Origin of the sequence: Pseudomonas trivialis (assembly GCF_036864995.1) — a bacterium.
Classification (GTDB): Bacteria; Pseudomonadota; Gammaproteobacteria; order Pseudomonadales; family Pseudomonadaceae; genus Aquipseudomonas; species Aquipseudomonas trivialis.
On the sequence record NZ_CP142151.1, the window covers coordinates 3,650,016 to 3,663,119 of the forward strand.

At 63.4% G+C, this 13,104-nt stretch carries 10 protein-coding genes, 1 tRNA gene and 2 pseudogenes; 4 read left to right on the forward strand and 9 right to left on the reverse strand.

Annotated elements, in window-relative coordinates; translation table 11 throughout:
* Window positions 1-2: 2 nt before the first annotated feature.
* Window positions 3-734: a BPL-N domain-containing protein gene (locus VRB54_RS15920; protein WP_338477946.1), complete on the reverse strand. Its 732-nt coding sequence runs from the start codon at window positions 732-734 to the stop codon at window positions 3-5.
* Between the two features lie 155 nt (window positions 735-889).
* Here VRB54_RS15920 and VRB54_RS15925 point away from each other — a divergent pair, with 155 nt between their 5' ends.
* Window positions 890-1,516, forward strand: a complete 627-nt coding sequence (locus tag VRB54_RS15925; protein WP_338477947.1) for a glutathione S-transferase — start codon at window positions 890-892, stop codon at window positions 1,514-1,516.
* A 304-nt stretch (window positions 1,517-1,820) separates the two neighbouring features.
* Here the strand turns inward: VRB54_RS15925 and VRB54_RS15930 are convergent, their stop codons facing one another.
* From VRB54_RS15930 to VRB54_RS15945, 4 genes and pseudogenes are all read right to left on the reverse strand, one after another.
* On the reverse strand, window positions 1,821-3,557 hold the full coding sequence (locus VRB54_RS15930) for an OPT family oligopeptide transporter (RefSeq protein WP_338477948.1): 1,737 nt from the start codon (window positions 3,555-3,557) through the stop codon (window positions 1,821-1,823).
* A 75-nt stretch (window positions 3,558-3,632) separates the two neighbouring features.
* Complete coding sequence (locus VRB54_RS15935) at window positions 3,633-5,771, reverse strand: methyl-accepting chemotaxis protein (protein WP_422396061.1); 2,139 nt, start codon at window positions 5,769-5,771, stop codon at window positions 3,633-3,635.
* Window positions 5,772-5,956: 185 nt separating this feature from the next.
* Window positions 5,957-6,652, reverse strand: a complete 696-nt coding sequence (locus VRB54_RS15940) for a tRNA (adenine(22)-N(1))-methyltransferase (protein ID WP_338477950.1) — start codon at window positions 6,650-6,652, stop codon at window positions 5,957-5,959.
* 16 nt (window positions 6,653-6,668) lie between these two features.
* Window positions 6,669-7,036, reverse strand: a pseudogene (locus VRB54_RS15945) (addiction module antidote protein).
* 290 nt (window positions 7,037-7,326) lie between these two features.
* On the opposite strand from VRB54_RS15945, the gene VRB54_RS15950 reads away from it, so the two are divergent.
* Window positions 7,327-7,488 (forward strand): DUF2986 domain-containing protein, encoded by a 162-nt coding sequence (locus tag VRB54_RS15950; RefSeq protein ID WP_069665338.1) that lies wholly within the window; start codon window positions 7,327-7,329, stop codon window positions 7,486-7,488.
* A gap of 1 nt (window position 7,489) precedes the next feature.
* Here VRB54_RS15950 and VRB54_RS15955 read toward each other — a convergent pair.
* From VRB54_RS15955 to VRB54_RS15970, 4 genes and pseudogenes are all read right to left on the reverse strand, one after another.
* Window positions 7,490-8,702 (reverse strand): annotated as a pseudogene (locus tag VRB54_RS15955) (YeeE/YedE family protein).
* Between the two features lie 89 nt (window positions 8,703-8,791).
* Window positions 8,792-9,586, reverse strand: coding sequence for a DNA/RNA non-specific endonuclease (locus VRB54_RS15960; RefSeq protein ID WP_338477951.1), 795 nt, complete (start codon window positions 9,584-9,586; stop codon window positions 8,792-8,794).
* 129 nt (window positions 9,587-9,715) lie between these two features.
* Window positions 9,716-9,791: transfer RNA gene (locus VRB54_RS15965), tRNA-Asn, on the reverse strand.
* A gap of 60 nt (window positions 9,792-9,851) precedes the next feature.
* Window positions 9,852-10,748, reverse strand: a complete 897-nt coding sequence (locus tag VRB54_RS15970; protein WP_338477952.1) for a LysR family transcriptional regulator — start codon at window positions 10,746-10,748, stop codon at window positions 9,852-9,854.
* 98 nt (window positions 10,749-10,846) lie between these two features.
* Here VRB54_RS15970 and lldD point away from each other — a divergent pair, with 98 nt between their 5' ends.
* Together lldD and VRB54_RS15980 are read left to right on the forward strand one after the other, a co-directional pair.
* Complete coding sequence (gene lldD / locus VRB54_RS15975) at window positions 10,847-11,989, forward strand: FMN-dependent L-lactate dehydrogenase LldD (RefSeq protein ID WP_338477953.1); 1,143 nt, start codon at window positions 10,847-10,849, stop codon at window positions 11,987-11,989.
* Between the two features lie 183 nt (window positions 11,990-12,172).
* Entirely contained in the window at window positions 12,173-13,099 is a 927-nt protein-coding gene (locus tag VRB54_RS15980; RefSeq protein ID WP_338477954.1) for a GGDEF domain-containing protein, read from the forward strand.
* Window positions 13,100-13,104: the final 5 nt, after the last annotated feature.

A 13,104-nucleotide genomic window follows, 5' to 3' on the forward strand; every position in this document is an offset into this window, starting at 1 on the left:
AGTTACTCCTGAACGCTGCGGATCAACGCACCGAACAGGTCGCCACGGGGCATTTTGTCCAGGGGGATATCGGCGTTTTCGAACCACTCGCGCCCGGCTTCCGGGTGCGGGCCACTGAGTACCACCACGCCCTTTTTATAGGTGTAGCGCGCGGCCGCGACGTCGCCATTGTGGTAGGTCGCGAGGGTCTGATAAGGCGTGGCTGCGGTGGATGTGGGGAAGTACGGGCCGTCCTGATAGAACACGTAGTCCGGCTTGCCGGCCCAGGTGACACGCACCGCTGCGTCGTCGATGCCGCTGACTTCAAAGCCCGGACGACCGGCTTCGGTGTCGATGGCGTCGGGGATCAGGCCGAGGTTGTTGTCGTCCGCCAGATAGGCGCCCATGCACAGGCCCAGGTAGCGGCCGCCCTTGGCCACATAGTTGCGGATAGCCTCGGCGCGCTCGTCGCCCAGGCTGTCGAGCGCGCCGGGAATATCCTGGCCGCCGCCTGGCTGCACGTAGAGGTCGTAACGCGCGAGGGTTTGCGCGGTGATGTCGATGTCCTCGTCCGCGCCGACGAAGTCGACCTGGTAGCCGGGGTTGAGGCGCAGCAGGGCCTTCTTCACGTTTTCCGAGCAGTCATCGCACCCTGCCGGGCCCCGGTAGATGGCGACGTGGGTGATCGGCGCGGCGGCGTACGCCTGGAAGGCGGCTAAGGCAAGGAAGGTGGCGACAATGGCGTGCAGTTTCATGGTGGCGGGTTCTTCACAGGTTGGGGGCACGCGCATAGCCTAAAGCGAATGGCCGCTTAAAAAAGTTAACAGTTGTAAACGCCCTGGAGCATCCCGGGGCACTCTGCGGCCCTGTGACAGTCCATTCCTGCACACCCCCTACTCTGGAGCCGTCCATGATCACCGTCCATCACCTCAACAATTCACGTTCCCAGCGCATCCTGTGGCTGCTGGAAGAGCTTGGCCTGCCGTACGAGATCAAGCGTTACCAGCGCGACCCGAAAACCAACCTGGCGCCGCCGGAACTCAAGGCGATCAATGCGCTGGGCAAGTCGCCGGTGATCGAGGACGGTGGCAACGTGGTGATCGAGTCCGGCGCCATTGTCGACTACCTCATCCGCCGCCACGGCGCCGGCCGCCTGCAACCGGACGCCGCCAGTGCCAGCTACGATCAGTACGTGCAATGGCTGCACTTTGCCGAAGGTTCGGCCATGTTGCCGCTGATGCTTAATTTGTATGTGGGCCGCCTGGGTGAAGCCGGTGCGCCGTTGCATCCGCGAATCGAATCGGAAGTGGCCAATTACCTGGGGTATCTGGATAACGCCCTGGCAAACTCGCCTTACCTGCTGGGGGATGAGTTGAGCGGCGCGGATATCCAGATGAGTTTCATCGGCGAAATCGCCAAGGCCCAGGGCAAGTTGCAGGCTTACCCCAACCTGGCGGCGTGGGTGCAGCGCTTCCAGGCGCGGCCCGCGTATCGCAAGGCGGTGGAGCAAGGTGGCGAGTATGCGTTCGCCAAGTGAGGCATAGAGCCAGTCCGTTGTAGCAAGCGGAACTGTTGTGACTAGCGGACTTGTTGTAGCAAGCGGACTTGTTGTGGCGAGCGGGCTTGCCCCGCGTTGGGGTGCGAAGCACCCCCAATCAAGCAAAACGCGGTGTACCTGACACAGCGCAAAGCCTGGTTTTGGGGCTGCTGCGCAGCCCAACGCAGGACAAGCCTGCTCGCCACAGGGAATCTGCGCTTAACTGAACGGCATCAGGGCAAGCCCGCTCGCCACAGGACTGGGATTGGCTGAAATATCTCACGCCCACATCGGATCTGCCGGCTTAGCGAAACATCTGCCACAACGACGCCCCCACGCCGGTGATGCTCTCACCGGCAATCAAACCCGCCGCTGCCGTGATCGCAAAGCGCTGCGTCACACTCGGCCAGCGCAGGCTGACCAGCCAGGTGAGCACCGCGCCCAGCGCCATCATCAACGACACCGAGGCCGGCAGTACAAACGCCAGGCCCAGGGCGGCGGCACTTGGCAGGTAGCGCGCGCGATGGGCCGGCAAGGTGCTGTCGAGCACGCCCAGCAGCACGCCGATCAGGCCGGCGATGCCGATGGCCCAGCGAATACTCGGCGACAGTGAGTCCAGGCCGTGGGTGAGGGTTTGCGCCACGGCTTTCCAGGTGGCCACGGCCGGTGCCGGCCACTCCTCGGTGAGCAGCATGCCCTGCGGATCAGGGATCAGCGCCAGGTACGCAAACACGCCGACGATGCTGCCGACGAAGATCCCCAGGATCTGCGCAATCATTTGCTTGCGTGGCGTCGCCCCAATCGCCTTGCCCACCTTGAAGTCGTTCATCAGGTCGGTGCACTGCCCGGCCGAACCGCCAGCGGTGTTGGCGCTCATCAGGTTGATCGGCACCTGTCCCGGCGCGACGATGCCGAAACTCAACTGGGACAATTGCCCGATCGCCCCGATCGGCGGAATGCCGGTGGCGCCGACCACCCGCGCCGCCACGGCCGCCAGGCAAATCGCCAGGGGAATGGTCAGCAGGGCCATGCTCAGGTTGATGCCGAACAGCAGCGCCTGCAGGCTCACCACCAGGATGATCGACAGCACGAAACCCGCCGCCGGCCCGGGCCTGGGCAGGGTCCAGGGCGTACCGCCGCCTGCTTTGCTCGAGGCATGCAACGCCCACAGGCGGATCGCCAGCGAGGCCAGGGTCGAGCACACCATCAGGCTCACGCCTGGCCACAGCAGCCATTCCACCAGCGCGGCGAACTGCGGGCCACTGCTGCCCTCGGGCAGGCTCACCAGATGCTGCGCCAGCAACCACGGCCCCAGCCCGCCCCAGGCGAGCAGCGCACCGAGCAACAGGGTCAGGCCCACGCGCAGGCCGATGATGCCGCCAAACCCGAGCAGCAACAGCGAAGGGTCGGCGGTAAACGTGAGGCGTTCGAGCTGCACGCTTGGCGACCAGCGCGGGAACGCCCACATGAAGGTATCCACCCACTTGACCAGCCCGGACAGCAACGCCGCGCCAAGCAGCACCTTCAAGCGTGTCGCGGCTTCGCGGCCGTGGTTGTAGATGTGCAGCAAGGTCTCCAGAGTGGCCATGCCTTCGGGAAATTTCAGCGCCTTGTCATTGAGCAGCGAAGGCCGCAGGTACCAGGCGATCCAGATGCCCAGAAAGCTCACCGAAAACACCCAGGCGATCATCGGAATCGGGTCCAGTTGGTGGCCGGTCAGCAAGGTGTAGGCCGGGATCGGCGCCACCAGCCCGCCGGAAATGATCGACGCCGCCGCCGAAGCGACGGTCTGGTTGATGTTGCTCTCGTGCAGCGTCCACGGCAGTGCCGTGGTGGAGCGCCTGGCCAGGCCTTGCCAGATCGCGTAACCGACCAGCAAGGCGATGATCGACATGTTGAATGACCAGCCGATCTTCAGGCCGGCGTAGACATTGGAGGGGGTCAACAGGATGCCGAGCACCACCCCGGTGATGACCGCACGCGGGCTGAGTTCACGTTCGACGGGGCCGTGCAGCGGGGAGGTTGGCGGGGTTGAAGGCATGCGGATTCCTTTCGGCAAGGGCACAGGGCGACTTTACAAGTGAGCCCCGTAACCCTCGAAGGTTCATCCGCAGCCTCAGCCCAGGCGGAACCGCGCGGTGTTGTCGCTCAAGGCGCGACTGCCTCTGCTCAAGGTATCCGCCGCCTGGTTCACCGCGCGTGCACCGTCGAGCAAGCGCCCGGCCGCCTGGTCCACCTGCTGGATATTGCCGCTCACTTCATCTGCGGTGGTGGCTTGTTCTTCCACTGCGGCCGCGATCTGCGCCAGGGTGTCGGTGACGTTCTGCACTGCGCCGGCGATTTCACCCAGGCGCGTGCCCAGGCCGGTGACCGACTCGGCGTCGGTGAGGGCCTGCTCGCAGGCGGCGCCCATCAGGCTGACGGCCTGGCTGACCGTGGCGCGCAGGCTGTCCACCGTGCTGGCGATCTGCGCGGTGGAGGCCTGGGTGCGTTGCGACAGGCTGCGTACTTCGTCGGCTACCACGGCAAAGCCCCTGCCCTGCTCCCCTGCCCGCGCGGCTTCGATGGCAGCATTGAGCGCCAGCAGGTTGGTCTGTTCGGCGATGCCGCGAATGGTGTCCACCACCGACTGAATCTGCTGGCCCTGCTGGCTCACCTGCTCCAGCGCGTTGGCGGTGTCGGTGAGGCGCTGGTTGAGCTGCTGGATGCTGGCAGTGGTGCGCTGGCTGTCGCGGCTGCTGTCTTCAGCGATGCGCCGGGTCTGCTGGGCGCTGCCGGATGCCTGTTCGCAGCTTCTGGCCACGCCCATCGAAGTGGCCGCCAGTTGGGTGGCGGCGGCGGCGATCTGGCTGATCTGGTGCTGCTGGTCTTCAACCTCGTTGAGGGTGCTGCCCGACTGGGCATTGAGGGTCAGCACCGCCGAACCGAGCTGCTGGGTCTCGTGGTTGACGCCCAGCAGGCTGGTGCGCAACTGCGCCACGGCAACGTTGAGCGCGGCGCTGATGGCGGCCAGTTCGTCACGGCCTTGCACCGCCACTTCCACGCACAGGTTGCCGTCGCGCAACGACTCGGCCAGCGTGGTGATGCCGCTGGCACTGCGTTGAATCGAGGCCTGCAGGCACATGAACAGATACAGCGCCGCCAGCGCCAGCAGGCTGAACGTGGCCGCCACCGGCACGAATTGCTGCAGGGAACGGGCGTGGTAATAGTTCAGGCGCGCGTCCAGCGAGTTCAGCGACTGGTTGCGCAGCGCGCCGAGGCCGCCGAGCATGGCGTCGACACTGCGGTCGAAGGCGGCGCTGTCGAGCTTGATGGTGCCGCCGAACACGCCGTCGTCGAGGATTTTGAGTTCGCTGTCGAGCAGTTGCAGGCTGTTATCGTACTGCGCGCTCCACGCCTCGAGACCGGCGTAGGGCTTGGCCTTGAGTGAGGCGGCGGCCTTGACCAACTGGTCCCGCGCGTCGCCGATGCGGCTACGCAGGTCGCGCATCTGCAAGCGGCTTTGCAGGGTGAACTGCCCGGATGCGATGGACGACTGCCCCACACTGGCCATGCGCCCAACGCGCTCGATCAGGTCCGGCGTCTGCTGGGTGGAGATCTGCATCAACAGGTAGGTTTCCAGCCACGGGTCGAGGATCAGGCCGGTGTCTAGAGCAATTTGCTCGCGCAGGCCTTGCATCGCGGTCAGCGCCGAGGTGAAGCGGTCGTAGCCGTCCGGCCACCAGCCGACGGCGCGCAGGGATTGCGTGTCCATGCCTTTGACCGTCGCTTGCAACGCCGTAAAACGGGCGAGGGTTTCGGCGCTGACCTGCTGGGCAGCGAGCGTGTCGCCCAGGGCTTGCAGGCTCTGCTGGATCATGGGGTTAAAGGCATCGACCTTGTCCATCGCCGCTTTGGCCGCCGGGGTGGGTTCGCGCAGCAGGTCCACCGCCTTCCACCGCGCGGCCAGGTTGCGCTGGGCGGTGAGTTGGCTGTCGAGGGAGTCCATGGCCAACAGTTGTTGAACGCCGGACTTTTCGCTGGAAATCACCGCACTTTTCTCGCGATAGTCCGCCGCGATCATCCACAGGCTGCCGACCAGCGGCAGCATGAACAGGAGGAACAGAATCTGAAACTTGCGCGCAAAACCGAAGCGCCCGAGCAGGCGCATACCGGGTGATAACAGACTGTGCATTGCCGACAACTCCTGGAACAACCCACACCGTGCACGGCGAGGCGAAGCCTTGAAACGACTAACGGCAAAATGCCATGTCATTGATTAGCCTGGCACAAGCAAGATATGGGCCGCTGGCCACAGGCCCGGAATTGGCGGTGCGGCGAGGAGTCGCCCCGTGGGAGGTGCGCAAAATTGGGGCGAAAGCACTCAGTGTGTGGCGAAGACTGTAACCGGGCACCGGATTGGTGCGGTGCCCTGTGGTAATGCGCTGATCATGGCGAGTGTTACCCCAGCAAAGCGGTGATCCAGCCAACCTGCCGTTGAAGTTCTTGCAGCCTGTGTTCCGGGCCCCCTTGCAACGCTCGCTCGAAGCCTGCCAGGGTGCGCTGCTTCAGGCGCAACAGACGCTGCCACTTGGCGAAAAACACCGGGCTGCGCGCCTGCAGGTTCAGCGGGCCGAAGTACAGTTGTTCGGGCGTATAGGCGACCGGCCCGGTGCGTTCGGCAACAATGATTTCGTAGTAGAAACGGTTCTCGTGCAGCAACTCCTCGTGAAGGATTTGGTAGCCGTTGTCCATCAGCCACTGACGCAGCGGTTGCTCACCGCCATTGGGCTGCAGGATCAGGCGTTCCTGGCCGGTGAGAAGCGCCTTGCCAGCGTCGAGAATGTCGCGAATCGTCTCCCCGCCCATGCCGCACAGGCTGATGGCGGTAATCACGTCATTCGGTTCGATAGCCGCCAGCCCACTGGCCAGGCGCACCCTGATCAGGGGCTCCAGACCATTCTCACGGACACTGCGCTCGGCCGCTCGAAATGGCGTCTCGGCCACCTCCCCTGCCACCGCGGCCGTGATCACTCCGCGACGCACCAACGCCACCGGCAGGTAACCGTGATCGGAACCGATATCCGCCAGGCGCGACCCCGCCGGAACCTGCGCCGCCACGCGCTCAAGGCGCCGGGATAATGTGTGTTCGTTCAACTGTGGATCCTTCGAATCATGAATCGCCGGCGACGGCACGTTTGGCCCGTACCGTTTTTTGACTGGCAGGTGCAGCCATTGGCCGCACCGTCAGCTCGACGCCCAGCGCCGCCATCAATTTCTGGACAGTCTCATAGCGCGTTTTGCTACCGCCCTTCAGGGTTTTATACAGACTCTCTCGGTTCACCCCGGCTGCCTCTGCCACCTTGTTCACACCCAACGCTTTGGCGATCTCGGCCAGCGCTTTCATCAGCAACTGTGCGCCAGGTAAGCACTGATGGTTTCCGGGCTGTCGAGGAAGCGCGAAGCTTCATAGGTGCGGGTGCCGGTCGCGTCCAGGTCGAGGATCGGCATGTCCTCGGGATTGAATTTTGAATCGCTCATTTCACTGACCTCTCAGGGCATCAAGACTCTCTTTTGCCCGTTTGATTCCTCTCTTCTGATCGGTTTTATCACTCGGGCCAATGCTAGTGGATATTAGATGCCGTTGCGTACCGGTCAAAAAACCCTGGTCCAGCCCGTGTAGTGGCTGCTTATCGATTCTATTAACACTTGTTTCCAGGTTGGATCGCGTCGCGCAATCAAGCCAGGTAAACCACTTGAGCCCGCCCAGCCAGCGGTCACGTCACTCAAACTGCTATCATCCGCGCCTGCACACATCCGGGCTGGAAACCATGAACCGTCAAAAGAAACTGCAGCAACTCTTCAAGGCGAAGGCCAAGAAGGCCAATGCCAAATTGGCGCCTAAAAGCAAAGACAAATACATCAGCAAGGCCGAGCGGGAAAGGCTGGCGAACGAAGCGGATCAAACACCCGAGCTTTCCCCGCAGAGCTGATTCAGCAACCGTTCAACGCCACCTGCGGCCTTTCACCTGCGAAGAAAAACGGCCGCAGGCGCACACCCACGCCGTTGCCGATAAACGCCGCCACCAGCCACACCCAGCCATGCAGGCTGCCCGAGGCGATGCCGCTGAAGTACGCGCCGATGTTGCAGCCGTAGGCCAGGCGCGAGCCGTAGCCGAGCAGCAGCCCGCCGATTACCGCCGCCACCAGTGAACGCGGGGGGATTTTCAGGCTGGGGGCGAAGCGTCCGGCCAGGCTCTGCGGCCAGCAGCGCGCCGAGCACGATGCCGATGTCCATCACGCTGGTGATGTCTTCCCACACCGGCGCTGCCAGGGCCTTGGCATTGCCGGGCATCTGCCAGAACGCCCAGCTGGACACGTCCACCCCCAACCCGCTCGCCACCTTGGCGCCCCACAGCGCGAACGCTGAGGTGATGCCCCACGGTCGACCGGCCAGGGCCAGGGTGGCGTAGTTGAGCAGCGCCAGGCCAATCGCGCCCCACACCAGCGGCCACGGCCCGCGCAGGAAGCGGCGCAGCCCCTGGTGCTCGCTTGTCACGCCTTCTTCAAGCTGGCCATGCCGGGCTTTTTCCAGGCGCACGGTCAGCAACGCAATCGCCGCAAACACCACAAGGCTCAGGACCAATGCCGGCACTACGCCAAGACTCTTGACGATGGACATCGCCGGGAACGCCGGCAGCGCAAACCACCAATCCACATGGTGCGTGGCGATCAACGAACCACAGATAAAGAACAACAGTGTCACCAACATGCGCGCATTACCGCCGCCCACGGTGAACAAGGTGCCCGACGCACAGCCGCCCCCCAGTTGCATGTCGATGCCGAAGATAAAGGCGCCAAACACCACCGACACCCCGGCCGGCGCCACCAGCCCCACCACCGGCTGGCCGAACAGCGTGCCCGCGCCCAGCGCCGGGAAAAACAGCAGCACCGCCACCGCCAGCATCACCATCTGCGCACGCAGCCCGGCACCGCGCCGGTCCTTGATGAACACGCGCCACGCAGAGGTGAAACCGAAGGCGGCGTGGTAGAGGGTCAGGCCCAGGGCAGCGCCGACCACCAGCAACAGCACCTGGCGCGCGCCGACCGTGTTTTGCAGGAACAGCGCGCCGGCGATCAGCAGGATAAAGGCCAGCAGCGGCGCGACTGGCTTGCGCGTGGGCGCCAGCGAAAGGGAGGTGCTCATTGAGATCTCGTTTGACATTGATTGCAGGACGGCAAGTATGCCGTTTTTCGTAGCAGCCGGCTCACCCACTCCTACAGTGGGACGCTTGATCAGCCACGGCCTATCGAACCGCTCACCGGCAGATTGCCCAACAATTTGAGCCCGGTGGTTTTCACGAAGCTGTCGTAATCCATCGGCCGTTGAATGCGGGTTTCCGTATTGGGCAGCACATAGGCCCAGGCACGTTTGGAAGAGGCGTCGTACACCAGTTTGAACAGGCGCGTCGGCACCCACACCTTATTGCGGCCAATGGTGCCGTAGCCCGCATCGAACAACGGCCCGGTGAACACAAACACATCGCCGCCCGCCCGCGCGGCGAACTTGCGCACGTCGGACTCGACCTTGCTCCAGATCTTGCGGTTGTTGGTGGGGTCTTGCGGCACCATGTTCGACAGCGCGAACGACTGCGCCATGGCATGCGCATCTGGCGCGTCGGCGGCCGGGGACTGATGGCCACGGTCCACCGCTGGGTGCTGGGCATGGTAGTCGCTCAGCTCGGCGCGACCGCCTTTGGGGATACGCGGGTCGGCGTAGAACTGGTTGGTACGCTCTTCGCCTTTCGCATCTTTCAACAACGCGGCGTTGAGGCGTTCGACCACCACCAGCGGCGTCTTGCTGGTCTGCGAGTAGAGCACGGCAAAGTTGTCGGAACACAGCGCCAGCGGTTTCAAGCTGGCGGGTACGGTGGCGGTGTTGATCGGTGCGGCCGGGAACAGGTCGGCGCAGCTGTCAAAGGACAGGCGCTTTTCGTCGTTCGAGTAGAGGGCCGACAGGTTGCGGGCGTGGGCGACAGGCGCGAGGAAAACCAGGGCAGACAAGGCAGCGGCAATAATACGTAAGTGCATGTTTCATATCTTGAAAGTGGGGGCCTGTTGACCGCCCTTTTTCACTTTAGTGCCTGCCCGGCCTGGTCTGTTACCTTCGGCAAATCCAAGGCAAAAAAAAGCCTGCATCGCTGCAGGCTTTTCTCTATCTGGCTCCACGACCTGGACTCGAACCAGGGACCCAATGATTAACAGTCATTTGCTCTACCAACTGAGCTATCGCGGAATGCGCCGTATGTTACTGATTAAAAAGAAGAAGTCAACCCTGCCCTGCTGACTGCCAGGTTTAAAGCCGATGGCCTGCAGAAAGCGGCTGTTCCTCGGCCAGATCCAGCCAGGCCCGCGCCGCCGGCGGCAGGTGTGCGCTGCTGCGCCAGGCCAGGGCGATGTGCCAGTCGGTGTGGGGTTCGTCCAGAGGGATCAGGGCAATGCCGGCGTGCTGGTGCTTGAGCGCGAGCATGCGCGGCAGGAAGGCGACACCGAGGCCGGCGGCGACCAGATCGACGATGAAGTCGATCTGTGCGCTGCGCGCGGTGACCTTGGGTGTCACACCCCTGCGTTCGCAGGCGGCGAGGATCTTGGCGTTCAGCGCGAAGCCGGCTTCAAAGAGAATGAACGGTGAGTCGGCCAGATCCGTGAAGTCGATGCGGCTGCGCAGCGCCAGAGGATGGCTGACCGGCAAGACGGCGATCAACGGTTCGTTGCGTACGGGCTGATAGTCGAAGCCTTCATCCACGGGCAACAGCAGTGCCGCGAGGTCGACCTCACCGGCTTGCAGGCATTCGCGCAATTTCTTGCTGCCGTATTCGGTCAGCTCGATCTCAATGTCCGGGTAGCGGCTGCGGTAAATCGCAAACATGCTCGCAAACAGCAGGCCGCAGCCCACCGGCGGCAAGCCAATGCGCAATACGCCGCGTTTGAGGCCGCGCAGGTCGTGGATTTCGGCCACAAGGTTGGCGTGTTCGGCGAGCAGCGCCAGCGCGTGGCGGTAGGTCATTTCGCCGGCGGCGGTAAGCTCGTTTCGGTGACCGAGACGATTGAGCAGCGGCATGCCCAGTTCCTCTTCCAGGGTCTTGACCGCCTTGCTTACGGTGGACTGGGTGAGGGACACCACCTCGGCCGCCTGGGAGAAGCCTCCCTGGCGCACCACCTCAACAAAGGCCCGCAATGTGCGCAGGTTCATCGACATTCCTTTTGCGACTTGGCTGTAGTGATAAAAGTTGTTTTTATCATGCCAGATCTTTGCCTATGGTTAACGCATCCTGCCGGAGACACTGCCCAATGATCATCTCGTCCGCTTCCGATTACCGCGCCGCCGCCAAGCGAAAGTTGCCGCGCTTTCTGTTCGACTACATCGACGGCGGCGCCTACGCCGAACACACCTTGCGCGCCAACTGCTCGGACTTGACCGACATCGGCCTGCGCCAGAGGGTGCTGCGCAATGTCGACAACCTGAGTCTGACCACCTCGTTGTTCGGCCAGGAACATGCCTTGCCGGTGATCCTGAGCCCGGTGGGGCTGACCGGCATGTTCGCGCGGCGCGGTGAAGTGCAGGCGGCCAGGGCTGCGGCCAACAAGGGCATTCCCTTTTGCCTGTCGACGGTGTCGGTGTGTTCGATTGAGGAAGTGGCGTCGCAAAGCTTGCAGCCCCTCTGGTTTCAGCTGTATGTGCTCAAGGACCGCGGCTTCATGCGCAACGCCCTGGAGCGCGCGCAGGCTGCCGGCGTGACCACTCTGGTGTTTACCGTCGACATGCCGACGCCCGGTGCACGCTACCGTGACGCGCACTCGGGCATGTCCGGGCCGTACGCCGCTCAGCGCAGGCTGTTGCAGGCCATCACCAAGCCGCAGTGGGCGTTCGATGTGGGGTTGATGGGCCGCCCCCACGACCTGGGCAACATCTCAACGTATCTGGGCAAACCCACGCACCTCGAAGACTACATGGGCTGGCTGGCCAACAACTTCGACCCGTCGATCAGCTGGCAAGACCTGGAATGGATCCGTGACGTCTGGAAGGGCCCGATGATCATCAAGGGCATCCTCGACCCGCAGGATGCGAGGGACGCGGTGAGTTTCGGCGCGGACGGCATCGTGGTGTCCAACCATGGCGGGCGGCAGCTCGATGGCGCGCTCTCCACCGCCAGGGCGCTGCCGCCCATTGCCGACGCGGTGGGCGATGAGCTGACCGTGCTGGTGGATTCGGGCATTCGTTCCGGTCTCGACGTGGTGCGCATGCTGGCCCTGGGTGCCAAGGCCTGCCTGCTGGGACGCGCCACAGCCTATGCGCTGGCTGCCGATGGCCAGAAGGGCGTGGAAAACCTGCTGGACATCTTCGCCAGGGAAATGCGCGTGGCCATGACGCTGACCGGCGTGACGTCGATTGAGCAAATTGATCACAGCATTCTGGTTCAGCCAGCCAAATAACCGGCGTGATATTCAGGCGAGTGTTTGCGCCTGTAGAAACCGCCGTTGATTTGTAAGGCGTTTTTTTTAATTAAACGAATTGGCATGAATCTCGCTCTAACACTTCCCAAGCAGGGCAAGTAATGGCACTCGACACGCTGACTTAGCCTGTAAGACGTTCAAGTGCTGAGAGGCCGATTGCTGATGAAAACACCTACCCAGATCCACGCAATCGACTTCGACAGCGCCAAATTGCAACGCCTGGGCTTCGGTCAGCCTTCGCCGCTGCCGCACCGCCCCGTAACGCTGGCTCAACTGCGCCAGCAACTGGGGCAGCATCTGCAAACCAGCCTGGAGCCGGAGCGCATCCTGGGTTTGTTCTTTCGCGAAATCCAGCGACTGGTGCCCCTCGACGCGATGGTTTACCGCCATCAGGCCAGCGACCTGCGACTTGAGTTTGGCCAGCGCGGTCATCATTCGGTGAGTTACACCCTCAGCCACGAGGGCGAGGCTCTGGGCGAACTGGTGTTGCGCCGTAACCAGCGTCTGGCCGAGGACGAGCTGGGGCAGCTCGAATCGCTGCTGTCCACCCTGCTCTACCCAATGCGCAATGCCCTGCTCTACCGCGCAGCCACCCGCAGTGCGCTGCGCGACCCGCTGACCCAGACGGGCAACCGCATCGCCATGGACCAGACCCTGCAGCGCGAAATCGACATGGCGCGTCGGCACTTGAATCCATTGTCGCTGCTGATGCTGGACATCGATCACTTCAAGCACATCAACGACACCCACGGCCACAGCGCCGGCGACAACGTGCTGCGCGCGGTGGCGGCGTCGATCAAGGGCCAGTTGCGTAATGTGGACATGGTGTTCAGGTATGGCGGCGAAGAATTTCTGATCCTGCTCTCCAACACCAGCCGGGAAGCGGCGGCGATGGTCGGCGAGCGACTGCGCCAGGCGGCACAGGCCGAGGATTATTGGGCGGACGATACCCGGATTGATCTGACGGTGAGCCTGGGTTGCTCCACCTTGCTGGCGGCCGAATCCGCCGAGAGCCTGCTGCGCCGCGCCGACAACGCCTTGTATGTCGCCAAGCGTGAAGGTCGCAACCGTCTGGCAATGGCGGGGTAAGGCCC